The organism is Enterococcus sp. AZ109 (genome assembly GCF_051714625.1).
GTDB lineage: Bacteria > Bacillota > Bacilli > Lactobacillales > Enterococcaceae > Enterococcus_A.
In genome coordinates, this window is the sequence record NZ_JBIOSF010000001.1 from 2,018,282 (window position 1) to 2,043,136 (window position 24,855).

The following is a 24,855-nucleotide window of genomic DNA, read 5'->3' on the forward strand; positions in this document are numbered from 1 at the left end:
ATAAAATTTCCACAATTATTAAACCTATTAGAGCAACGTTAACAGTGTCCGTTTTCACAAATTAACTTTATCGGTACAAAGCGAAAAACTGAAGGAACTTGAAGGTCAGCTTATCTAAAGTCTTATCCTGCCAAACTGGGCGAGTTTACGAAGCCTTTAGTATCTTTCTTTATTGATAAAAATAACTTGAAAAAGTTGTTGATTATTTGAGGTGGAAAATCCCAAATAATCGCAGCGCTTACATTTTTGCACAAAAAAGTGGCAATAATCTCTACTTATCAAGAGTTGCTGCCGCCTATATACTTTGTTTAGACGAGGGGATAAAAAATGAAAGATCGAACAATCACTATCTTAAAACTTTTTATAACTACTGACTATCCTTTGGACCTGCAGGCGCTGGAGGAAAAATTCCATATCAGTGCGCGAACGATTCGTAATGAGCTAAGAGAGATTAACGAATTTTTGATTAACGAAGATTTTCCAGAAATCGAGAATGTTCGTAAAAAAGGGTATCAGTTGGTTTTAACCAAAGAGCAGCGTAACCGACTGAATGAGTTTACCGAAAAAGTCGATAAGCCTGATTACTTAGAAAGAGAAAATCGGATTTTTGATTTGATTCTAGCCTTCTCACTAGGGAAGCGTCCAGTTTATCTCTATAAAAAAGAAGACGAATATTTAATTTCTAAAAGTACCTTGGATGAAGATATGCGTCGGGTTCGTACAACGTTACAAACTTATGGGATTGAAGTATTGAGTATACCCAAACAAGGTATTGTGCTTCGAGGTGCGGAACGTTCAATTCGTACAATGATCTATGACATTATCAATCACACAGTTGGTGTAATCGATCCGGCAAAAGAAAAGTTTTCCTCGTTAAATCGTTCGCTTTTGGATCGTTATATCCCAATACAGCTACTGCAAAAGCTAGACCAATTGTATGACCAATCCATCTCATCATTAGAAGATAATATTTATCGCAATCAATTAATTGTTTTTACAGCAGTCTGGCTAAGTCGTTACTTACGACAGGATTTGATTGCCAGCACGGCTTGGGAAGTCGTCGATACACCTCAAAGTGAAATTCGCGATTATGTAAATGTTATTTGCGAAACTTTTGCTATTCGACCACCAGAAATCGAAATCAAATACATTGTGTTTATGCTTAATACTTTTAACGCAAGAGACATGAATAATTCGATCGAATGGGTACAAGCCCAGCTCCTATCGATTCAGATGATTCAATTTGTCGAAATTAAAACGAAAATACCTTTCTCTCGTAAGGAAGAGGTTTTGCAAGAAGGACTCTATAAACATATTGCTGGTCTAATCAATCGCGTAAGAAACGATGTGCAAATCGTTAACCCATTGAAGGAGAACATTCAGAAAAATTATGGCAACATTTACGAGGCCATCCAACAATTTACGCCTGAGATTGAGAAATGGACGATAAAAAAGCTGAGTGACGATGAGATCGCTTTTCTGACTATTCACTTTTCTACTTCAGTTAGTGCCATTAATCAAGACTTGCACTATGTATATAAAGCAGTCGTTATCTGCAATCATGGGCTGGCAACAGGGAAACTCTTATCAGAAAATTTGAAAGAACTTTTTAATATTGAAGTTTTAGCTGTATTAAGCTCACGAGAAATTGAGTTGATTGAAAAATTAGATGTGGATTTAATCTTCTCAACGGTCCGGGTCAACTATAACAAAAAGCCATTATTAGAGCTGGACCCAATTATTAAGGAAGAAAGTAAAAAACGCATCCAGCACTTTTTGAATGAAAACAGTAAGTACAAACGTTTAATTAACAATTCGAATGACTCCACTCGCTTGTTTTATTCTTTGATCGATATTATCGAAAAAAGTCAGGGCAAGGTGGATGGTGAAATTTATAAAGAATTAGAACTAATCTTTGACCAAAATCATTTAGTAATCAATAAAAAGGAGATTCAGCCAATGTTAAAAGATGTACTGAAGGATAGCGCGATTTTATTGAATCAACCCGTCGCTGATTGGGAAGAAGCAATTGAAAATGTCGCCGAGCCTTTATTAAAAGAAGCGGTAATCGAAAAAAGTTACGTCCAGGCGATGATCGATTCAGTAAAAGAATTTGGACCCTACATTGTAATTGGGAAACACATTGCGTTAGCACATGCTCGTCCCGAAGATGGTGTAAATAAATTAGGACTGAGCGTTGCGACGTTGAAAGAACCGGTAGAATTTGGCAATGACTTCAACGATCCAGTAAAAATTGTGTTTTGTTTAGCTGCCGTTGATTCCTTCTCTCACCTGAACATTATGAAAAGCTTGGTGGAGTTAATCAATGACGAAGAGAAGATTGATCAATTAAGTGAATTTACTGATATCGAGGAATTTAAAGCCGCATTGTTTAATGAATCAGGTAATTAAGTTTTATAACTATAGAATGGAGAGAATTTATTATGGGAAAAAGAGTAGAAATTTTATTTGTATGTGGTGCTGGTCTAGGAAGTAGCTTTGCAGCTCAAATGGCGGCTGAAGATGTATTAAATGCGCATAACGTGGATGCAAAATTAGATCATGTGGATATTTCAACTGCTGCATCTGTTCAACCGGATATTATTATCACGGCACAAAATTTTAAATCACAATTTGAAAAATTTTCAATTGATGAAAGTAAAACGTCAGTGGTCTTTTTGAAGAACATTGTCTCAAAAGCAGAAATTGAAGAAAAATTATTACCGGTTTTAGAAGCAAAAGGCGCTTTGTAAAAAAATAGAATAAAGGAGACAAAAAAATGGGTGTAATTAATTTTATTATTCAAAACATTTTGACACAAGCCTCAATCACTATTGCTCTAATTGCTATGTTGGGTCTAGTACTGCAAAAGAAATCGATCGGGATGGTTATTTCCGGGACATTGAAAACGTTGCTGGGCTTCCAAGTCTTAAGTGCTGGTTCCAGTATTATCGTTGGCAGCTTGACTTACTTTGGTGAAATTTTTACTGCTGGATTCCACATGCAAGGAATTATTCCTTCTATTGAAGCCATTAACGGACAGGCTATGAACGAACTAGGTTTGGGCCGGGACATTGCTTTAACTTTCCTAGCAATTTTTATTTTCAACATTATCATTGCTCGTTTTACGAAATTTAAATATATTTTCTTAACGGGTCAAGCAATTCTATGGATGGCAACAATGACAACTGTTTTCGGTTATTTCTCTGGTTTACGTGGCATCGTTTTAATTTTAGTCGGTGGATTCGTAGGTGCCGTCTTCGCAGTAGCAATGCCGGCGATCGCTCAGCCAATTATTCGCAAAATCACTGGATCAAACGATATTGCCTTAGGTCATTTCTGTACGATTGGTTACATGTTTGAAGCGGGTGTTGCTTATATCTTCGGTGAAAAAGGTGAAAACAAAAAATCAATCGAAGACATCAACCTGCCTAAATCGTTTGAATTCTTACAAGATACTTACTTATCAGTAATGGTAGTAATGGTGCCATTGTATATCATCACTGCGGCATTTGCTGGCCCAGGTGTAGTCGATACAGGTTCACAACATTATATAATGTTTGCTTTCTTACAAGCTATTCAATTTGTTGTAGGGGTTTACGTTCTATTGTCTGGTGTTCGTCTATTATTAGGTGAAATCGTACCAGCCTTCCGTGGTATAGCCATGAAGCTAGTGCCAAACGCGATCCCAGCTTTGGATTGCCCAGTATTCTTCCCGTACTCACCAAATGCAGTAATTTTAGGCTTCATCACCACAACTATCGGAACAATTATCGCAATGTTTGTCTTGCCAATGTTCAGCTTAGCCATGATTTTGCCTGGTATGTTAACCAACTTCTTTGCCGGTGGTACTGCTGGTATCTTCGGAAATGCGGTCGGTGGACGTCGAGGAGCGATTATCGGTGGGATTGCACACGGATTTTTCATCACCTTATTACCAGCTTTATTGGTAACTATCTTCAACCAAATGGGCTTCATCAATGCGACTGCTACGGATGTCGATACTGTTGCTGCTGCCTTGTTATATGCATGGATTCTAAGCCCAATTTTAAAAGCATTTTAGGTTGAGTGAAAGGAGCACATTATGTTTGGATTTTTAAAGAAGAAAGATAAAAAGGCGAAGGTGGAAGAAATAGTTGAACCAACCTTAACCGAAGAAGAAAAACAAACGTTAAACAATCAGATTCAAGACTTAACTAAACAGATTGAGGCTGCTGATCCAGAACAAAAAGAGGCAATGGCCCAACTGTACGAACAACTAGGTTTGGCCTATGCGCAATTAGATGACACGGAGCAGGCCATCAAGGCTTTGGAAACAAGTCTGGATTACAAATTAACCATCAAAGACGGGTACAAAAAATTAATGAGTCTTTACAATGCCAAACGGGCGGAAGCTGCTCGCAACGGCGATGATGTCGGCATCGATTACTACATGGGTAAAATGGACGACATGCGACAAATTGCGAAAAAAGTCACTATCAGTGGCTAAAAATAGAAAAGAAGGTAATGAATACATGTATAAAACATTAAAAGAAGTAACACAAACAGCAACTGAATTGAATATGACTGTCGGTGCTTTTAACACCCACAACTTAGAAATGCTTCCGGAAATGATTCGAGCTGCCAAAGAAATGGGCGCGCCAATCATCATTCAAACAAGTATCGATACGGCTAAATACATTGGTTATAAGGTAATCGTGGCTGTCGCAAAAGAAATCGCTGAAGATGAGATGGTAGATGTCTGCCTGCATTTGGATCATGCTCGCGACTTTGACGAAATCAAAGCTGCTATTGACGCAGGTTATTCTAGTGTGATGTACGATGGCTCTCACTTACCTTTCAAAGAAAATATTGCCAAAACCAAAGCAGTGGTGGAATACGCTCGCGCTCATGGCGCTTCAGTGGAAGGTGAGCTGGGAACCATCGGCGGAACCGAAGAAGGTATTTCGGTGGCTGAAGACGACAAAGTTTACACGAAACCAGAAGATGCAGTTGAATTTGTTAAACACACTGGCGTGGACGCTTTAGCTATTGCTATCGGCACCAACCACGGCCAATTCAAATCAAAAACGGAAGTAAACATTCCATTATTAAAGGAAATTCACGCAGTGGTTGATATTCCGTTAGTGGTCCATGGCGGAACTGGCGTAAAAGAAGAAGACTATCCTGAATTAATCAACAATGGCATCCGCAAATTTAATGTCGGCACCGAATTGTTAGTCAACTGGACAAAAACGGCTAAAGAATCTTTCAGTGAAACCGAGGTCAATAAATCATTGCGTCATAACGTGATTCCTGCAAACATGAAGGTCAAAGAAATCGTCAAACACAAAATTGGACTATTTATGAATTCAGATAGCCCACTATCTATGAAAAAATAGTATGAAGAAATATTTGATTTTACTTGCAGGAAGTCCCGCAACCGGTAAAACCTATTTGATCAATGAAATCAAAAAAGCTATTCCGGAGTTATTTGTTCTAACTCCGGATGAAGGGAAAGAAATTTTAGCCGATTCAGTAGGTTTTGATAATGTGGAAGAAAAAGCCGAATTAGAAAAACGTGTCTGGAAATTTTACTACGGTGTACTGGATTTGTATATGGAAGCTGGCAAGCGAGTGATTCTGTCGGAGTATCCGTTTAGCGTTAAGCAAGCTGATAAGCTGCAGGGATTAGCCAAAAAGTACGACTACCAAGTAATTACGGTAAGGTTAGTTGCTGATTTTGATGTATTGTGGCAACGACGAAAAGTTCGTGATGTAGCAAACGATCGACATCTGTGCCATATTATGACACATTATCATTTTGGCGATGAATTAGCAGACCGTACCCAAGCGGATGCAATTATCACTGAAGAAGAATTTCATCAAGTAATCCAAGATCGGGGTTATAATAATTTTCAGCTGGGAGAATTAGTGGAGTTTGATGTGTCGGATTTTAATAACGTGAATTATCAGCCATTTATTAAAGAGTTGAAAGAACGGATTGAATCGAATCAATAAAGTAGCCATCGAAGCCGATCAAACTTGATTAGCTCCGATGGTTTCTTATTTGCTCTTTATATTCATAGAAGGAATTTATCTTATCTGAAGATGTTTACAGAAAAGTAAGCAAATTTAGTAGCACACCAACCCAATTATCAATGAAGCTGTGAAAGAACAAAGATTATAGGTAGAATATCCTGCAAAAATTCTCCAGCAAAAGAAAATTTGTAGGATTTTTTAGGTTGCAATGAAAAAATCAATGAAGTTAAATGACAAAAGGAATCAAAAACAGAAGTAAGTTGGATAAAGAGACACAGTTCTTTTTCAGAGAAACTAGTATCCGCCGAGAATGTGTAACCGCTCACAAGTTTATAACTATTCACTAATGATTAGTGAATAGTTATTATAAACACGGGTAAAAATTAACTTTGAAGTCCAATTCTTGCAACTCAACTCTGTGAATTTGTGAAACGTGAACCATTGATCAATCTTTTGCTCATTCATAAAAAAAATGAATAACCAATTTTCTGTTTAAAAAATATTCGTTATTTAATATCGATCGATCTGATTCTTTATATAAAAAAATATAGACGAAATAGATTGATAGATCAGCTGTTATCACCTTTTCTATAAGGTTTTCAACCTGTGTAACATATGTTCCAATACCTATAAAAGGTGCAAAAAGAAAAAAGAAAGCGTTGACATGATTTTAACCCGTGTTATACTAAAGGTGTCTTAAGCATATGACAGACAAATTGTCATATGACAATTAAATGGAGGGGTTCAAATGACACTGTATGGAAAGCTTTTAGAAAGAGAAAAAAATAATAACCCAATCAAAGTTGGAGTAATTGGCGCAGGGCAAATGGGCTTTGGGATGATTGCACAGATTTCAACAATCCCAGGGATGGCTGTGACAGGTGTCAGTGACATTCACTTTGATGCGGCGAAACGTGCAGCCGATGCCTACAATGCAAGTGCAGAGAAGAAAGTCGATATCTTGACTAGTTCCGATTTCAAAGAAATTATTCATTCCGATAAAGTAGAAGTAGTTGTCGATGCGACTGGTGTACCTGAAGTTGGCGCACAAATTTCCCTGGAAACTTTATTAGCTAAAAAGCATTTAGTTCTCTTAAACGTAGAAGTGGACATTACCATTGGACCTCTCATGAAGAAAATGTATGATTCAGCGAATTTAGTTTACACTGGATCTGATGGCGATGAGCCGGCAGCAACAACTGAATTGTTCGAATTTGCGAAAAGCATGGGGATGGAAGTTCTAGTTGCTGGTAAAGGTAAGAACAATAAACTACAAGTTAGCGCAAATCCAGATACTGCACAGGCAGAAGCGGATGCGAAGCACATGTCTAGTCACATGCTAGCAGCCTTCCAAGATGGTACAAAGACTATGGCAGAAATGAACTTGCTGTCTAATGCAATCGGGTTTGTTCCAGATAAAGTAGGAATGCATGGAATCAGTGGCGATGTAGATTCAGTTGTGAAAGATTTAGATACGAAAGAAAATGGCGGTGTCCTAAGCAAATATGGCGTCGTTGAATACGTTGACGGTTTAGCACCAGGAGTATTCGTAATTGTGAAGGGTCAAAACGAAGGCGTACAGCATGAATTAAGCTACTTAATGAAGAAAGGTGATCGTGATCATCATATTCTTTACCGTCCATATCACTTAGCAAGCTTAGAAACACCAATTACAATTGCTAAAGCCGTTTTAAATCATGACCATGCGATTGTGCCAATGGGTGCTCCAATCTCTGAAACGGTAGCGGTAGCGAAGAAAGACATTAAAAAAGGTGAAAAAATTGACGGAATCGGCGGCTATTGTGTCCGCGGTGTTCTGGAAACTCATGAAGATATGGCGAAAAACGGCAATGTGCCAATCGGTTTAGTTGGTGGATCATCTGTTGCGAAACGTGACATTAAAGATGGTACCTTCTTAACATATGACGACATTGAGATTGACGAATCAACAACAGTTTATCGTTTACGCAAGCTGCAAGATTCAACATTTGGTGACTAAGTAATCATTAAAGCGGATAGGGGCGTCCCCCTGTCTGCTTTTAGAAAGGAATCAGCCTATGAGTGGATTTGTTATTCTTTTAGTAGTATTGATGTTGCTGCAAAGTGTGCTAAGTGTTGTCCAAGTAAAGCAGTACCAAAGCTTCATTAAAAAGGTTACTACTGAGCAAGCTGGAACGGAATATGATTTTTATACGGAGGTTGTTAAAGGACGCGTGATGCGAACAGTTGTTGCAGTGGTTGTGGACAAAGAAGGCAAAGTGATCCAATGCTATGGCTGCAGCGGAATGACGGTTTTTGCTAAGTTTAAAGAGGACTCGTCCTATCAAGGCATGCGCTTAGAAGAATTTTATAGTAAGAAAGTCCAAGAAAGTGAAATGACAAAAATTGAAGAAGGCTTGTCAAAGATATACTCACGTAAGTTGGAAGCGGTTACCTAAAAGGAGGATATTAGTATGAAATATATTGAATGGGCAGGAAAAAACTTTATTGGTTTGTTTGAAGCAGGCGGGGAACAATTTATGGGTTACATGACCGGAATTATTCCTTTGTTAATTGTGTTGCTAACTTTCACTTACTCAGTTATCTCATTTATCGGGGAAGAACGTGTTGACCGAGCGATCCGCTATTGTTCTAAATACATGATTTTACGCTATACGTTGATGCCGATTTTAGCAGTACTGATGCTGACAAACCCGATGGCTTATACTTTCGGCAAGTTTGTTAAAGAAGAAGAAAAACCAGCCTTTTATGATGCAGCGGTTTCTTTTGTCCATCCCGTTACTGGGTTATTCCCATATGCCAATGCAGGTGAATTGTTCGTTTACCTAGGGATTGCCAATGGGGTAATGGAAGCTGGCTACAACCAGTCTAGTCTAGCAGTTCGTTACTTCCTAGTTGGGATCGTCGTGATTCTAATGCGTGGAATTGTAACTGAAACATTGACGAAATTCATGATGGCTAAAGAAGCGAAAAAAGCGAACGCATAAAAAGGAGGAAGCGGCATGTATAAAACAGTCTTTGTAAAACCGGGAAATAAAGGTTGGGGCGTAGGCTTGACCTTAACACCTACAGATAAGAAAAATAAAGTTGTATCTGTTACTGGCGGCGGCATCCATCCGGTGGCGCAGCAAATCGCAACTTTGACAGGCTGTCAAGCCTGCGACGGATTCAAAAATCAAATTCCAGAAGATGAAACATTATGTGCAGTCATCGATTGTGGGGGTACAGCTCGTATTGGGGTCTATCCAATGAAACGAATTCCAACAGTGGATATTTTACCTTCATCGCCATCTGGACCATTGTCAAAACATATTACTGAAGATATCTTCGTATCAGGCGTTCGCCCAGAAGATGTATCAGTAGTTGAGAATGCAGAAGCAGCGCCAGTAGTTGAAGCTACAACTGCTAAAGAAGAAGAAGGCCGGGAATCAGAAACGGAGTTCAAGGAACGCTATTCGAAAATTAAAGAAGAACATGCCCAAGAAGTGGCGAAAAAAGATGGAATCCTAGTACGCTTCTCTCGTGCCATTGGTGGAGTTATGAGTACTTTCTATCAATCAGGTCGTGACGCAGTAGACATGCTGTTGAAGAACATCATTCCATTTATGGCCTTCATCAGTATGATGGTTGGGATTATCAACTACACTGGTATCGGTGACTGGTTGGCTGAGGTGCTGTCACCACTAGCAGGCTCACTGCCAGGGATGATTGTCTTGTCACTAATTTGTACGATTCCTTTCATGTCACCAATCTTAGGACCTGGTGCGGTAATTTCACAGGTAATCGGGGTACTGATTGGTACGCAAATTGCCAACGGCTCAATTCCAGTGCAATATGCTTTGCCTGCCTTGTTTGCCATTAATGCCCATGCTGGTTGTGACTTTATCCCGGTTGGTTTATCATTAGGGGAAGCAAAACCTGAAACCGTAGCCATCGGTGTACCGGCAATTCTTTATGGCCGGATGTTAACTGGATTTACTGCAGTAATCATAGCTTGGTTAGCAAGTTTTGGTATGTATTAAAAAGAAGTTGAATGGGAGCGAATGACTAAATGGTAAAAACAAAAATTGTAGAAATCGGTAGCATGGTACCAGCTTTTGAAGAGGAGCAACTAATTATTCTCTTTGGCCCAACAGCAACTGCTGAACTAAGAGATATCTGTGTGATTCATGAATTTGAAGATACACCAAAAGATGCGTTAAAAGTTGGTGGGAAAATAAAATTCGGAGATCAAGTATTTACGATTGATGAAGTTGGCTCTCATGCGAACGCAAATTTTGAAGAATTAGGACATATTTCTATCTACTTCCGAAATGAAGCTGAAGAAGTACTTCCAGGAGCAATTATCGCAAGCCCTGGCGGATTTCCAAAATTTGAAGTTGGCGATACAATTGAACTATTGTAATTAACGACGACCTCCCTTACACTCTAAGGGAGGATTTTTTTGTAGTTAGGGGCGGATCAGGATGGACAAAGGACAAAACAACCGAGACTTAGTAAAAGTGGCAACGATGTATCATAAGGAGAATATGAAGCAATCAGATATTGCTAAACGATTAGGTATTTCCCGTTCTCTGGTATCGAAGTATCTGATTGATGCTAAAAATCAAGGGATTGTAGATATTTACATCAAAAGCGAAAGCGCTTACTCTGTTGAATTAGAGCTTAAATTGGAAAAATTGTTCGATTTGACGAAGGCTGTTGTTTTAGACACTAGCACATTGCGAGAAAATGAAATCGAAAAAATTATCATTCAGACGGCGATTACTGCGTATAAAAAGGATATTGCCAAGGCGAAAAGAATCGGATTGTCATGGGGAAAAATTTTACGTCGATTTGTTGATGAATACCCGTATGAAAACCATCCTGAGGCGACGATTATTCCACTAATTGGCGGAATGGGGTCAGATTATGTGGATATTCACTCCAATCAACTTGCGTATGATTTGGCTAGGAAACTACGAGCTAAATGTAAATTTTTGTATGCGCCGGCCTTGGTGGATAATCCGACGATTCGCGAAAATTTGATCAACAACGCAGCCATTAAGGATGTACTGGATGCCGGGCGCAATGTGGACATGGCGGTGGTGGGGCTGGCTTCTCCTTTTTCTTCCAGCAATACCATGACGGAAATCGGCTATATTAGTGAAGCCGACATCCAGCAGCTGGCTGAAGCTGAGGTGGTAGGAGATATTAATTCGAAATTCTTTGATGTAGATGGCCAGGAGGTTGACTGCAGTATCAATAAAAATGTTATTGGGGTCAGCTTGGAAAGTATTCGCCAGATTCCTAAGGTGGCCACGATTTGCTACGAGGATGTTAAAAAGGAAGTCCTGTACGCAGCTATGCAATCCCAAGTGTTTAACTGTGTAGCGGTGACGGATGTGCTGGCGGAGTATTTGATTGAGAGAAAAGAAAATCCTCTCTAAACGACGAAAAATCGGAAGCAGCCCGCTTCCGATTTTTTGTTGTGGAACGAATTAAAGATGAACCGCTAAAAAGTTGGCTACGATTTCCTTGTATTTCGCAGGATCTTTAGAGAAGGCTTCCGCATGTCCGGCACCAGGGACAACGTATTTTTCCTTAGGTGCATCGGTAGCCGCATAGACTTCATCCAGCATGTAAAAGGGCACGAAATCGTCCTTGTCCCCGTGGATAAACAGCATCGGTGTGGTGTTGTTGTGAAGCTGTTTGACCGCATCGGCTTCTCCGAAGAAGTAGCCGGCGCGGATTTTGGTCACTAGGCTGGTTACGGGAATCAGCGGAAACGGCGGCAAATTAAACATTTGCTTTAGCTGATAGGTCAGTTCGTCTTTGGCTGAAGTGTAGCCGCAGTCTTCTACGATGGCTTTAACATTGTCTGGCAATTTTTCGCCGCTGGTCATCATGACGGTGGCTGCCCCCATGCTGACCCCGTGTAAAACGATGGCTTCATCGGGATTGGTTTTAGTCAAAACTTCTTGAATCCACTGCTGATAATCCTTGCGCTCATCCCAGCCAAAGCCGATGTAGTCGCCTTCGCTGGCATCATGGCCGCGGGCATCCGGCAACAGCACGTTGTAGCCTAAGCTGTGGTAAAGCTCGGCATACTGAGCCATATCTTCGGCTTTGCCCATGTAGCCGTGGGCAATAATGGCGGTTTTCTTTTGGTCCTTGTCAGCCGGCAGGTAGATGGCGGATAAGTTCAACCCGTCCACAGACTCCATTTGCCAGGTGGTTCGGTTATTGTCATCAGTAAACCAAGCCTCAGCCTGAACTAATTCAGGGGATTTTTCACTGCTGCTGCCGCTTAAAAAGTCCTTTTCGGCGGGAACTAAGGCGTAATTATAGAAATAATTGCCGGCAAAGCCTAACGCGATAATGATAACTACGACCATGCCAATTAAAATTTTCATGCTCTTTTTCACAAAAATGCTCCTTCTTGATGGTTTAGCTTACATAGTATATATAGACTGAAATGTTGTCCGATTGCAAGTATAGAGAAGATTGCCCCTTGAGACAAGAGGGAGTTCAAAATAATTAAAAATAACTAATTAGTCATCGTTGCTCCCCGGTGATTAGCGTCAAACGTGCTACAATTAGGTCAAAGGGAGAGCATACATATGAAACTAACACTAGCAATTGACTTATTAGAAAATGAATGGAACATAGTGGAACCTAACAAACCGGTCTCGCCGGTACCCTTGATCTTTGCCACCTTTTTACTGGATAAAAAGCGATTGGCTTACACCATGGATAACAAGCCGAAGCTGGCTCGCAATGACGAACGGGATTTGAAGGCGATCTTGAAAAAACTGCGGACCAATCACCGAGGCTATTTGCAGGCCTTGGATCAGGATGCGCTGTTGCCCAGCAATGAGCACCTGTCTCAGCAGCAACAGCTTTTGCAGGCGATGATTGGGGAGCTGCGGAAAATGGAGGCAGAGGGCGAGTTGAAGCTGATTCGCTTAGAAATGACCGGCAGCTGGCCGTTGTACCAAACGGAAGAAGGACTACTAGATTTGTCTTAATCCTTTTATTAACAGTTTTTTGGAATTTCTTTTACAATAGAAGAAAGAGGTCGTGAAAGGAAGGAACCAAGATGGTGTTGGAATATTTTGATGGACAAGAAAATTTTTTCAAGGATTATAAAGAGGCAGTCAAAGACGAGGATTTTGACAAACAAACGGTGATAGATGATGTGATGGCGCAATTGAGCAGGCCAGCGGACGACGACGGTAAGCTGACCTACACCCTTGCTGCCAGCAAAACCAAAAGCGGCAAGGAGTCAACCTTCCCCTTCAGCAAGCAATTGGTCACTCGGGACCCGGAAGCCGTGGTAGATACCTTGTATTTCTACGAAGGAGAACCTTACGAAGTAGATTTGCAGGAAGACGAACAGCCGTAACAATCATTAGTAAAACACCTAAGCCATGCTTGGCAGAGCCTGTGGAACATACAAAGGTCTGCGTTAGCTGGTTTGGGTGTTTTTTGGCTTTTTTAAGTCGCCTGAAAAGACAAACGCTTCAGTTTCTACTAGGCTAGAAGTGAGGTGGTTATTATGAAGCGAAAATTCGGCTTTTGGTCGATTGTCTTATTGACGATTAATTCAATTGTAGGGTCAGGGATTTTTCTTTCCCCAGGCAGTGTGTTGGAAATAGCGGGAACCTATACGCCCTTGGTATATATCGTGGCGGCGATTTTTGCGGGGATCTTGGCCATGACCTTTGCTTCAGCGGCGAAATATGTGAGTCGCAACGGCGCTTCTTATGCCTACGCGGAGGCGGGATATGGTGATACGATCGGTTATTACATCGGGATTACCCGCTATTTCGCCATGGCAGTGGCCTGGGGTGTGCAGGCCACTGCCGTAGTACGTTTGATTCTTGTTTTGTTTATGGGGGCTGATGGGGCCACCTACGGCCGTTTGACGCTGGGCTTTTTCCTGTTTATGGCGGCGTTGTTTGGCGTGAATCTGTGGGGCACTGGGGTGATTAAATGGGTGAACAATTTTTCCACCATTGGCAAGCTGCTGGCACTGGTTACCGCGATTGTCGCTGGAATTTGGGTCTTCCAGCAAACCGGGATCAATCATTTTGCGGAAATCAATCAATTAACGGCACCGGACGGGTCACGGCTGGTGCCGCCTATGACTAGCACCCTTTTTGTCAGTGGAGTAGTGACGACCTTTTATGCCTTGGCTGGTTTTGAAAATGTCGCCACCGCTTCTGAGGAAATGGAAGAGCCGGCCCGGAATTTGCCGCGGGCGCTGCCGGTAGCCTTTTTGATCATCATCGCCATTTACGTTAGTTTAGTGACGGTGATTATGCTGGTGAATCCGGAAGGGGTGCTGCTGAGTCACTCGCCGGTGGCGTTGGCGGATGCCTTCAGTAATCCGCTGGTGCATCACATCATTGTTTACGGCGCCTTGATTTCCATGATTGGGATCAATATCGCCTTGTCTTTTAACGTACCGCGGATTTTGGATGCCATCGTAGCGGAGCATCAGCTGCCTCAGGTCTTGGCTCGGAAAAATCGCTACGGGGTGTCGGTGCTGAATTATAGTATTACGGTGTTGCTGGCAGTGCTGATTCCGCTGGCCTTTAATTATCAAATGACGGAAATTATGGTAGTCAGCTCCATATCCCGTTTCCTGCAATTTATTGTAGTGCCCTTGGCGGTGGTACGCTTTTATTATGGAAGAGAAAAACAGCCAGTGCTGCAAGAGGTCCAGCATAATTGGCTGACAGATGTACTGGTACCGCTGGTGGGCTTAGTTATTACGATCTTCCTGTTAATCAAATTCGATTGGATTGATCAATTCACCCGTGTCGAAAATGGCCAGCGTCAGCTGAATCTCTTGGCAGTAGGAGCGATGGTGATGGGCTTTGTGGTGATGCCGGCGCTGCTGTATTGGTGGAACAAAAAAGCTTAAGGTCCAAGCCTTAAGCTTTCAGTCTGTCTTAATAAATCAAGCCGGTTACAATGGTACTCAAAAAGCTCACCAAAGTAGCGCTTAGTAAAATTTTCAGTCCGTTTTTAGCCACCAAATTGCCTTTTTCCTCATTCAATCCCTTCATAGCCCCGGAAATAATGCCAATAGAAGAAAAGTTAGCGAAGGATACTAAGAACACCGAAACAATTGCGGTGGTGCGGCCGCTGAAAGCCCAGGAGCCGTTGGCTAATTCAGTCATGGCGACAAATTCGTTGGTTACCAGCTTAGTCGCCATCAAACTGCCGGCGTCCACTGCTTCGTTCCAAGGAATTCCGGTGATGAAGGCTAACGGTGCAAAGACATAGCCTAAGATTTCCTGGAAGGTCAGGCCGGTGATCTTGCTGAAGATGAAGTTAATCATGGCAATTAAGGCCACAAACCCAATCAGCATAGCCGCCACAGTAATCGCTACCTGGAAGCCGTCCAAAATGTATTCTCCCAGCATTTGAAAGAAAGTTTGTTTGCCATCTTCTTCAATGATCAGCTCATCTTCCTGCTCCTCCAGCTGATACGGATTCACAATTGAAGCGATGATAAAGCCGCCGAATAGATTCATTACTAATGCGGTAATTACATAACGAGGCTCCAGTAAAGCCATATAAGAGCCTACGATGGACATAGAAACCGTCGACATGGCGGAAATACTCATGGTGGTCAGGCGTTTTTCCGATAAAAAAGGCAGTTCCTTTTTCACCGAGATAAAGACCTCTGATTGACCAAGAATCGCTGAAGCAATGCCGTTGTAGGATTCCAGCTTGCCTAAGCCGTTAATTTTGCTTAAACCTAAACCCACCCATTTCATGAAAAAAGGCAGGACTTTAATATAGCGCAAAATCCCGATAATGGCAGAAATAAACACGATTGGCATTAATACTGTTAAGAAAAACGGCGCCGCTCCCTGATTGGCAATGCCGCCGAAAACAAAGGTCACACCGGATTGCGCAAAGGTCAGCAGCGCGGCAAAAACATCCGCCAATCCCCCCACTAAAGTAGTTCCAAAGGTGGTGCGCAGTAAAATAAAACCCAATAAAAATTGCAGTACCAGCATTACAATCAGCGGTCGCAGGGCAATTCCTTGACGATTACTGCTGATCAGCAGGCTTAATCCTAAGACTAAAACCAGTCCAATAATTCCCATCACAAATGACAAATAATCTCCTCCTAAAAAATTGATCTGAGATAGGTTACGACTTTTTTAAGAAAATTGCGAGGAAAATCACTTGTCAGACCGGGATTTTTAGCAGGATGTTAGCGAGAAAACACTAACAAATTAAGGTTCCCCTTGCGCAAGAATCTATCCATAGGGTAAACTATGATATGCTTTGAACAAACCACGTAAAGAAGGGTTACCATGGATAAAGAGAAAAAACGGGTGTCATTGCCCCGCTACCAGCAGGTTGCAGTGGAGATCGCTGAACGGATTGCTGATCAGCGTTACGTCGTCGGACAGAAGATTCACGCACGCTCTACCTTGGCCAGTAATTTCAATGTGTCGCCGGAGACGGCCCGCAAAGCCATCAATGTGCTGGTGGATCTGGGAATTATGGAAGTCCGCCATGGCAGCGGCGCCTATGTGTTGTCGCGGGAAAAGGCCCAGGGCTATTTAGAGAAATACCAGGATGTCCAATCCATTCAAGAAATCAAACACGACATTATGGAAAGTGTGGAGCAGCAAAAACAAGAGCTGGAAAATTTTTCCAGTTTGTTGGATCAGCTGATCTCGCAAACCAAGCGAGTGCATAATTTTGCTCCCTTTGTTCCCTATGAATTAAAACTCACCGAAGAAGCGCATCATTTGGATGCTACGGTGATCGATTTAAACATCTGGCACGAGACTGGCGCCACAGTGATTGCAATCCAGAATGGTGAGGAGTTGCTGCTGTCACCAGGGCCTTACGCCAAACTATCGGTGGGTAGCACGCTGTTTTTTGTCAGTACCGAGCTAGGCTTTCAACGAATGCAGCACCTGTTTTATCCTGGTCAACCGGCAGAAGTAAAAGAATAATTAAGAAATTTTCCCGTTAATCCCAGATAATCTGCGGTTAACGGGCTTTTTTTATTGTTTGCTGACGATTTTCTGAAAACTTACAATTGAGTTTTGACAAAGTGACCACATAGTGTTAGTATGATATGGTCACTTTGTTTGAAGGAGGAGTTAATTTGAGTAAAGTAAAAGTAGAACACTTAACGAAAATATTCGGCAAGCGTAAGCAACAAGCGCTGGCTATGATTAAAGAAAATAAAAGTAAAAATGAAATATTTGAAAAAACCGGTGCCACTGTCGGAGTTTATGATGCTAGCTTTGAGGTGAACGAAGGTGAAATATTTGTGGTGATGGGACTCTCCGGTAGTGGGAAATCAACCATGATTCGCTTATTGAATCGCTTAATCGATCCAACCTCAGGAGTCATTTCAATTGATGGACAGGATATTGCCAAAATGAACAAAGACGAATTGCGGGAAGTTCGTCGCCACAAAATTAACATGGTGTTCCAAAATTTTGGACTCTTTCCTCATCGAACTATTCTAGAGAATACGGAGTATGGCTTGGAAGTAAGAGGTGTGCCTAAGGAAGAACGTCAAAAACTCGCTGAACAAGCTTTGGATAATTCCGGTCTGCTTTCCTTTAAGGATCAATATCCGGACCAATTATCTGGTGGTATGCAGCAACGGGTTGGATTGGCACGGGCTTTAGCAAACAATCCTGAAATATTATTAATGGATGAAGCCTTCTCTGCTTTGGATCCATTGATTCGCCGAGAGATGCAAGATGAACTATTAGAGCTGCAAGCTAACGTTCAAAAGACTATTATTTTTATTACCCATGATTTAAATGAGGCATTACGGATTGGCGACCGAATTGCATTGATGAAAGATGGGCAAATTATGCAGATTGGTACTGGTGAAGAGATTTTAACTAATCCAGCAAATCAATACGTACGTGACTTTGTCGAGGATGTCGATCGTTCCAAAGTTTTAACTGCTGCGAACATCATGGTCCCAGCCTTTACTACCAATATTGAAATTGACGGACCAAATGTCGCTTTGAACCGAATGCGTAAAGAAGAAGTCAGTATGCTACTGGCAGTGGACCGAAAACGGATGCTAAAAGGTAGCTTAACTGCCGAAAAAGCCTTGGAAGCACGCCAAAATAATTTGTCTTTAAAAGATGTGATCGATAAAAATGTTCGGACGATTCCTAAAGACATGTTGGTTACGGACATTTTCAAGCTAATCTTTGATTCACCTACACCATTAGCGGTAGTAGAAAACAATCGATTAGAAGGGGTAGTTATTCGCGGTAGCGTGCTAGAAGCGCTGGCCGATACCCCAGAAGAATCAGAAGGAGTGACCGCAAATGACTAATTTCTTACAACAAAGCTTACCAGTCGCAGATTGGGTGGAAAGCTTTACTAGCTGGCTGACCCAAACCTTTAACGGGTTGTTCTCAGCCCTTCAGCAGGGCGGACAGTTCGTTATGGATGGGATGACTGGAATTTTAACCAGTATTCCTGCTTTATTATTAATAGTTCTTTTAACAGGAGTAGCCTTTATCATTTCCAACAAGAAATTGGGGCTGACTGCTTTTACCTTGATTGGTCTGCTGTTTATCTATAACCAAGGACTGTGGAATGACTTAATGAGTACAGTAACCTTAGTGATCCTGTCCAGTTTGATTTCCATCGTTGTTGGTGTTCCTTTGGGAATTTTGATGGCTAAAAACGAAACAGCCAAAGCCATCATCACACCGATTTTGGACTTTATGCAGACGATGCCGGGATTTGTTTACTTAATTCCAGCTGTAGCCTTCTTTGGTATCGGGATGGTACCAGGAGTATTTGCATCAGTTATTTTCGCATTGCCTCCAACTGTCCGGTTTACTAATTTGGGAATTCGTCAAATTCCTAAAGAACTGGTAGAAGCTTCTGATTCTTTCGGGGGGACCGGCAGCCAAAAATTATTCAAACTAGAATTGCCATTAGCCAAAAGCACTATCTTAGCTGGTATTAACCAAACGATGATGTTGGCTTTATCAATGGTAGTTACTGCTTCAATGATTGGTGCACCTGGTCTTGGACGTGGGGTATTGTCAGCCTTACAACGTGCACAAGTAGGCAACGGTTTTGTAAACGGACTGGCTTTAGTAATCTTAGCCATCATCGTAGACCGCTTTACTCAATATGTTAATAAACCTAAGCAGCAGAAGGCTCAACAGACTTCTAGCAGTAAGAAAAAAGCAGGAATCTTAGTTGCGGCTGCTGCCGTAGTTGTAATAATAGGTTCTGTTGCTTTTGGCGGAACTAAAGAAACAGGCAAAGGAACAGTTAACTTATCTTATGTAGAATGGGATACAGAAGTTGCTTCGACTAATGTCGTGGGTGAAGTCTTGAAAGAAATGGGTTATCAGGTAACTTTAACACCATTAGACAATGCAATTATGTGGGAGTCAGTAGCGAATGGAGAAACAGATGCAATGGTAGCTGCTTGGCTACCTAATACTCATAAAGCTCAGTATGCTCAGTATAAGGATCAAGTGAATGACTTGGGCGTTAATCTTGAAGGAGCTAAAGTCGGTCTAGTTGTACCTGACTATATGGATGTTAACTCCATCGAGGATTTAAGTGATCAAGCCAATAAAACGATTACCGGAATTGAACCTGGAGCTGGCGTGGTTAACGCTGCTGAAAATACACTTAGCGAGTACCCCAATTTGGCAGATTGGAATGTATCAACCTCATCTTCGGGTGCTATGACTGTAGCTCTTGGGCAAGCAGTGAAGAACAAACAACCTATCGTGATTACTGGCTGGTCTCCTCATTGGATGTTTGCTAAATATGGTTTGAAATATTTAGAAGATCCAAAAAATGCTATGGGTCAGGCCGAGTCAATTCATACGATTACTCGCAAGGATCTAGATAAAGATATGCCAGAAGTGAACGAGGTTTTGGACAACTTCCATTGGACCAAAGATGACATGGAAAGTGTCATGCTGGCGGTCAATGAAGGACAAGACCCAGCTGATGCAGCGAAGGATTGGATCGAAGCTCATCCTGAGCAAGTAGCAGAATGGAAAAAGTAAGTGAAATAAATAGATATATAGCCAGAAATAGTAAAGTTGAACAATAATAGAAAATTATGATTCTCTTGAATAAAAAACAAGAACAACCTCCTAGGATATCAACCACTTTAAGGAAGTTGTTCTTGTTTTTTTTGTGGGTATGAAATAGTTGGAGAACCATGGAAATATTTTTCTAGCGGTTTGATACTTAAAAAGACAACAACAGAAATTGAAAATGCTAGAAAAAAATTTCTTCAACCTACTAAGTTTACATAATTTTGCAACCGTTTACTAAATAGGGCGTGTTCGTAAACTATCAACCACTCCAGTTTCTTATTATTGGTATAAATTAGTTTTATCTATAAATATTATCGACTTTTAACTTAGTGCGATTTGCAGGAATAGATAGGGAGGAATTTAATTCGTACTCTTAGAACTTTCTTTATTTCTAGGCATAAAAATGGTGATATGGATAAGCATAGGCTATGATAATTAAACAGTAAGATTATTCCTTAGGGGAGTAACCGACAACAATGTTGTAATAATGCCAACAATAAGTTAGTCGTAAGACTTTCTGGTATTATTTGAAACGGTGAGACCTAAGACAAGTTCGCTTGTCTTAGGTCTCCTTTTTTTATAGGTAATGAAACGGGTCAGCTTTGATCATTAATTAGCCTAGTTACAGCGATGTCAGCGTTGTCCGGCTTCCCAAACTAGCTTTGTCGGCATTAAGCGAAAATTTGGAGAAACTTGAGAAGCAGTTTATCCAAATTTTAGTCTTAATGCTCCAAAGCTGAACGAGTTTGCGAAGCCTTTCTGCTAGGAAAATTACTGAAAAAAATTAAGGGAGAATCGCGATTGACACAAGAAATGTATCAAAAAAAATTGTCCGAAGTTCTAGTTGAGACTCGTACATCAGAAGAAGGGCTGACAAGGCAAGAGGCGCAAACACGCTTAGAAGAACAAGGCCCAAATCAACTGAAGGAAGCACCACGGAAATCTAGTCTTCAGCTGTTTTTTGAAACGTTCAAAGATGCCATGGTGATTGTCCTATTAATTGTTGCGACAGTTCAACTAGTGATGGGAGCGTATGTAGAGTCCATCGTAATTTTTGCGGTGCTACTGCTGAACTCAGTAGTCAGTGTTGTCCAAACGAAAAAGGCAGAAGGCTCCTTGGCTGCCTTGAAAAATTTATCGGCACCGGATGCCAATGTGATTCGCGAAGGCAAGGAACAATCGATTTTGGCAAAGGACTTAGTCGTAGGAGATGTGGTTTTGCTAGAAGCCGGCGACTATGTTCCGGCGGATGGCCGTTTGCTGGAAGAGGGTTCCTTGAAGGTGGACGAAGGGATGCTGACGGGGGAATCGACGCCGGCAGAAAAAGAAGTTCAAATGATTGAAGCAACGGTTCCGATCGGTGATCGTTTGAATATGGTTTACAGTGGTACAATTGTCACTTATGGTCGTGGGAAGTTTGCCGTAACAGCTACCGGAAATAATACGGCGATAGGTGAAGTTGCGGGTTTGCTGGAGACGACAGTTGAGCAAAAGACGCCATTGCAACGGGGATTGGATCGTTTTAGTAAAAAGCTTAGTCTAGCGATTTTAGGTTTGTCATTAGTCATTCTAGGTGTACAAGTAGTGCGTATTTTCATGGGCGGCGGCTCTGGCGATATGACGGCAGACTTAGTGAATGCCTTTATGTTCGCGATTGCGGTAGCTGTGGCAGCTATTCCGGAAGCTTTGCAGTCGATTGTGACGATTGTCTTGTCATTGGGTACGAAGAAGATGGCCAAGGAGCATGCGATTATCCGCAAGCTGCCGGCTGTAGAAACTTTAGGTTCAACTAGTGTCATTTGTACCGATAAAACTGGGACGTTGACGCAAAATCGGATGACAGTAGTGGATTACTTTTTACCAAATGGACAAACGGGCGAATTTTCGAAAACACCGGAAACTTGGTCAAAAGATGAACGCCGCTTAATAGAAATTGGTGTGTTGGCTAATGATGCAGCGATTGCTGAAGATGGCGCGAAACTAGGCGACCCAACAGAAGTTGCCATGATCGATTTTAGTAATAAGCAGGAGCAGCCTTATGATGAAGTTCGGAAAAAATATCCCCGTATTAACGAATTGCCCTTTGATTCGGATCGGAAATTGATGTCCACTCAACATGAGATCGATGGCGCGAAGTTACTTTTGACCAAAGGTGGACCAGATATTGTTATTAACCGTAGCAGCCATGTGTTGTTAAATGGTGAAGTTGTTCCAATGACAGAAGAACAAAAGCAGCGAATTCAGCAGCAAAATGAAGCCTTCTCTGAACGAGCTTTACGAGTTTTGGCTTTTGCTTATAAACCGCTGGCTGATCGAGATTTAGACTTTGAAGATGAGGAAGAGCTAATCTTTGTCGGTCTGATGGCGATGATTGATCCACCCCGTAAGGAAGTCTTTAAAGCGGTCAGTGATGCGAGAGATGCTGGTATGAAGACTGTGATGATCACTGGTGACCACAAGACGACAGCCGTTGCAATTGCTAAAGAGATTGGTATTTCGGCTGATGGCGATTTGGCTTTAACGGGAACTGAGCTGGATCAATTAAGTGAAGAAGAATTGATGGAACGCTTGGAACAAGTCACCGTTTACGCCCGCGTTTCTCCGGAAAATAAGATTCGTATTATCCGAGCATGGCAGAACAAAGGCAAAATTTCTGCTATGACTGGTGATGGCGTCAATGATGCACCCGCCTTGAAGCAGGCGGACATTGGGATTGCCATGGGAACTGGGACGGACGTTGCCAAAGATGCAGCGGCGATGGTGCTAACGGATGACAACTTTGCTTCGATCATTAGTGCCGTGAAGGTTGGTCGAAATGTCTATGACAACATTAAAAAGGCTATTGCATATCTGTTTGCCGGAAATTTGGGAGCGATCATTGCGATCATCTTTGCCTTAGTAATGGACTGGAGCAATCCTTTTACGGCACTGCAACTGTTGTTTATCAACTTAGTGAATGACTCGCTGCCGGCAATTGCATTAGGCTTGGAAAAACCGGAGCCGACGATTATGCAGCGGGCACCCCGCGATCCTGATGAGGGGATTTTTACTGGGAAGACCCTGAGTTCAGTGACGTATCGAGGAATTTTGATTGCGGCAGCCGTAATCTTTGCTCAGTGGTTAGGCATGCAGGAAGCTCCTGAGCTGGGGATTGCGATGGCCTTCTCCACCTTGATTATGAGCCGGACCTTGCAAACCTTGCCAGCTCGTTCCAATACTCAAACATCTTGGCAAGCGGGATTTTTTGCTAATAAAATGGTTTGGTTGGCAATTCTCGTTTGTGGTGGTTTATACATGGTTACCTTGATTCCGGGCATTCGAGAAATTTTTGCTATACCAGCAAGTTTTAACTTTAGTCATGTCGGTACTAGCTTAGTGCTGGCACTTGCAGCGGTGATCTTGATGGAGATTACTAAGCTGATTTTGCTGAAGGTTCAAGGACATTCAGCCGAAGAAATGGCGGATACGAAAGCATAATAGTATAGAAAAAATAAGAACCAGCTGGCAGAAGTTGATTGCAACTTTTTGCTAGCTGGTTTTTTGTGTTTATTAAGGTACCATCAACACTTTCAATTCTTCTCCGTTCATCGCCAACTGAAAAGCTTCTTCCCACTGATCCAGCGGTAGAGTTTTCGTAACAATCGGTGTGAGATCGACTTGCCTTTCTACCAGCCATTCCAATGCCAGCTTCCAGGAAGTTGGTTTTTGCGTACGGGAGCCGATGTATTCGAGCTCTTTATGAATCAGAAGACTCATATTGATTTCATTCATGTCTTTGGCAAACAGGCCTTCTTGAATTAGACGGCCTTTTTTCTTCAAAATTTCCATCGCTTGATGGACGGCGATTGGGCTGCCGGAGCATTCGAAGACTTGATCGACGCCTAATCCGTCAGTATGATCCAAAATCACTTGGCCTAAATCCTTTTTTTGACTGTCAACAATGTGCTGAACGCCGACTTGTTTGGCTAAGCTTAGGCGTTTTGCATCTTTCGTAATCCCGATCATGAAGACTTCGGCCTCTAAAGAAACCAATACCGCCGCCAGCAGCATACCAATCGGTCCAGGACCGAAGACAGCAATTTTTTCGCCGGGAGTCACCGTGGTCTTCTCCATCACAGCATGAATGCAGCAAGCCAAGGGTTCCATCATGGCTGCCACCTTGTCATCAATTTCATCCGGCAGCAGGTGACAGCGGGCAGCTTTAACGATTACATATTCGGCAAAACTGCCATCGACTTGAGTGCCAATTCCTTTTCTGTGGCTGCAAAGATTGTATTCTTCTTGTGAACAGTACTCACATTTTTCACAAACTTCAAAGGTCGTTTCGCTGACTAAGCGTTCTCCCTGTGTGAATGCTGTTACATTCTCGCCTACCTCCACAACTTCACCGACAAATTCGTGTCCTAGAGTTAAAGGGATCTGTTTGTTATATTCTCCCTTCAATGCGTGGATATCCGATCCGCAAATGCCCGTAGCGATCACTCGGACCTTCAGCTCTCCTTCTAAAGGAGAAAGTTCTTTCATATCAACGATTTCCATATTTCCATAACCAGCTTTAACTTTTCTCAATGCTTTCATAAATCACATCATCCTTAGTTTATTGTAGAGGGATCGATGTTTTTTTATAAGGAAGAATCATTGATTTATATCAGCCTATCACGTTCTGTTTTTTTTATCAATCATTGTTCTAGTACAAATTTTTTGATAGCGTAGTAAAACGGATTGGTCTTGTGAAATAAATTGA

22 protein-coding genes are annotated in these 24,855 nt (G+C 41.8%); 19 read left to right on the forward strand and 3 right to left on the reverse strand.

The features are described from left to right. Nucleotides 1-327 precede the first annotated feature (327 nt). From IGI42_RS09615 to IGI42_RS09670, 12 genes are all read left to right on the forward strand, one after another. Nucleotides 328-2,412, forward strand: coding sequence for a BglG family transcription antiterminator (locus IGI42_RS09615; RefSeq protein ID WP_438715626.1), 2,085 nt, complete (start codon nt 328-330; stop codon nt 2,410-2,412). 32 nt (nt 2,413-2,444) lie between these two features. After that, nucleotides 2,445-2,753 (forward strand): PTS sugar transporter subunit IIB, encoded by a 309-nt coding sequence (locus tag IGI42_RS09620; protein ID WP_207673349.1) that lies wholly within the window; start codon nt 2,445-2,447, stop codon nt 2,751-2,753. A 26-nt stretch (nt 2,754-2,779) separates the two neighbouring features. Continuing rightward, a complete protein-coding gene (locus tag IGI42_RS09625) occupies nt 2,780-4,063 on the forward strand; it encodes a PTS sugar transporter subunit IIC (RefSeq protein WP_438715627.1) in 1,284 nt (427 codons plus the stop codon). Between the two features lie 21 nt (nt 4,064-4,084). Then, complete coding sequence (locus tag IGI42_RS09630) at nt 4,085-4,489, forward strand: tetratricopeptide repeat protein (RefSeq protein WP_438715628.1); 405 nt, start codon at nt 4,085-4,087, stop codon at nt 4,487-4,489. A gap of 25 nt (nt 4,490-4,514) precedes the next feature. Continuing rightward, nucleotides 4,515-5,381 (forward strand): class II fructose-bisphosphate aldolase, encoded by an 867-nt coding sequence (locus IGI42_RS09635; RefSeq protein WP_438715630.1) that lies wholly within the window; start codon nt 4,515-4,517, stop codon nt 5,379-5,381. 1 nt (nt 5,382) lies between these two features. Beyond that, nucleotides 5,383-6,000: an AAA family ATPase gene (locus tag IGI42_RS09640; RefSeq protein WP_438715631.1), complete on the forward strand. Its 618-nt coding sequence runs from the start codon at nt 5,383-5,385 to the stop codon at nt 5,998-6,000. 769 nt (nt 6,001-6,769) lie between these two features. Then, nucleotides 6,770-8,020, forward strand: coding sequence for an NAD(P)H-dependent oxidoreductase (locus IGI42_RS09645; protein ID WP_438715632.1), 1,251 nt, complete (start codon nt 6,770-6,772; stop codon nt 8,018-8,020). 58 nt (nt 8,021-8,078) lie between these two features. Then, the gene (locus IGI42_RS09650; protein ID WP_438715633.1) at nt 8,079-8,459 is read left to right on the forward strand and encodes a transcriptional regulator GutM; all 381 of its coding nucleotides are present in this window, start codon (nt 8,079-8,081) and stop codon (nt 8,457-8,459) included. A gap of 15 nt (nt 8,460-8,474) precedes the next feature. Further along, nucleotides 8,475-9,008 carry a PTS glucitol/sorbitol transporter subunit IIC gene (srlA, locus tag IGI42_RS09655; protein ID WP_438715634.1) on the forward strand — a complete coding sequence of 178 codons (534 nt, stop codon included), beginning with the start codon at nt 8,475-8,477 and terminating at the stop codon, nt 9,006-9,008. Between the two features lie 15 nt (nt 9,009-9,023). Next, the gene (srlE, locus tag IGI42_RS09660; protein WP_438715635.1) at nt 9,024-10,043 is read left to right on the forward strand and encodes a PTS glucitol/sorbitol transporter subunit IIB; all 1,020 of its coding nucleotides are present in this window, start codon (nt 9,024-9,026) and stop codon (nt 10,041-10,043) included. 29 nt (nt 10,044-10,072) lie between these two features. Next, nucleotides 10,073-10,426, forward strand: coding sequence for a PTS glucitol/sorbitol transporter subunit IIA (locus IGI42_RS09665; protein ID WP_438715636.1), 354 nt, complete (start codon nt 10,073-10,075; stop codon nt 10,424-10,426). A 61-nt stretch (nt 10,427-10,487) separates the two neighbouring features. Further along, a complete protein-coding gene (locus IGI42_RS09670) occupies nt 10,488-11,450 on the forward strand; it encodes a sugar-binding transcriptional regulator (RefSeq protein ID WP_438715637.1) in 963 nt (320 codons plus the stop codon). Nucleotides 11,451-11,501: 51 nt separating this feature from the next. Here the strand turns inward: IGI42_RS09670 and IGI42_RS09675 are convergent, their stop codons facing one another. Next, complete coding sequence (locus IGI42_RS09675; RefSeq protein WP_438715638.1) at nt 11,502-12,428, reverse strand: alpha/beta hydrolase; 927 nt, start codon at nt 12,426-12,428, stop codon at nt 11,502-11,504. Nucleotides 12,429-12,623: 195 nt separating this feature from the next. Between IGI42_RS09675 and IGI42_RS09680 the strand changes: the two genes are divergently transcribed. The 3 genes from IGI42_RS09680 to IGI42_RS09690 all read left to right on the forward strand — a co-directional run bounded on the left by IGI42_RS09680 (nt 12,624) and on the right by IGI42_RS09690 (nt 14,935). Then, nucleotides 12,624-13,031 (forward strand): hypothetical protein, encoded by a 408-nt coding sequence (locus IGI42_RS09680; RefSeq protein WP_438715639.1) that lies wholly within the window; start codon nt 12,624-12,626, stop codon nt 13,029-13,031. A gap of 71 nt (nt 13,032-13,102) precedes the next feature. Next, complete coding sequence (locus IGI42_RS09685; protein WP_438715640.1) at nt 13,103-13,408, forward strand: DUF5960 family protein; 306 nt, start codon at nt 13,103-13,105, stop codon at nt 13,406-13,408. 153 nt (nt 13,409-13,561) lie between these two features. Beyond that, nucleotides 13,562-14,935, forward strand: a complete 1,374-nt coding sequence (locus IGI42_RS09690) for an APC family permease (RefSeq protein ID WP_438715641.1) — start codon at nt 13,562-13,564, stop codon at nt 14,933-14,935. 28 nt (nt 14,936-14,963) lie between these two features. Here the strand turns inward: IGI42_RS09690 and IGI42_RS09695 are convergent, their stop codons facing one another. Further along, entirely contained in the window at nt 14,964-16,145 is a 1,182-nt protein-coding gene (locus IGI42_RS09695) for a NupC/NupG family nucleoside CNT transporter (protein WP_438715642.1), read from the reverse strand. A gap of 201 nt (nt 16,146-16,346) precedes the next feature. On the opposite strand from IGI42_RS09695, the gene IGI42_RS09700 reads away from it, so the two are divergent. The 4 genes from IGI42_RS09700 to IGI42_RS09715 all read left to right on the forward strand — a co-directional run bounded on the left by IGI42_RS09700 (nt 16,347) and on the right by IGI42_RS09715 (nt 23,588). Next, a complete protein-coding gene (locus IGI42_RS09700) occupies nt 16,347-17,000 on the forward strand; it encodes a GntR family transcriptional regulator (protein ID WP_438715643.1) in 654 nt (217 codons plus the stop codon). Between the two features lie 155 nt (nt 17,001-17,155). Then, complete coding sequence (locus IGI42_RS09705; RefSeq protein WP_438715644.1) at nt 17,156-18,361, forward strand: quaternary amine ABC transporter ATP-binding protein; 1,206 nt, start codon at nt 17,156-17,158, stop codon at nt 18,359-18,361. After that, nucleotides 18,354-20,075 carry an ABC transporter permease/substrate binding protein gene (locus IGI42_RS09710; protein ID WP_438715645.1) on the forward strand — a complete coding sequence of 574 codons (1,722 nt, stop codon included), beginning with the start codon at nt 18,354-18,356 and terminating at the stop codon, nt 20,073-20,075. The genes IGI42_RS09705 and IGI42_RS09710 overlap by 8 nt, the downstream gene beginning before the upstream one ends. Nucleotides 20,076-20,924: 849 nt before the next feature. Beyond that, the gene (locus IGI42_RS09715) at nt 20,925-23,588 is read left to right on the forward strand and encodes a cation-translocating P-type ATPase (RefSeq protein WP_438717031.1); all 2,664 of its coding nucleotides are present in this window, start codon (nt 20,925-20,927) and stop codon (nt 23,586-23,588) included. A gap of 72 nt (nt 23,589-23,660) precedes the next feature. On the opposite strand, the gene IGI42_RS09720 is transcribed toward IGI42_RS09715, so the two are convergent. Further along, the gene (locus IGI42_RS09720) at nt 23,661-24,689 is read right to left on the reverse strand and encodes a zinc-binding dehydrogenase (RefSeq protein ID WP_438715646.1); all 1,029 of its coding nucleotides are present in this window, start codon (nt 24,687-24,689) and stop codon (nt 23,661-23,663) included. Nucleotides 24,690-24,855 lie beyond the last annotated feature (166 nt).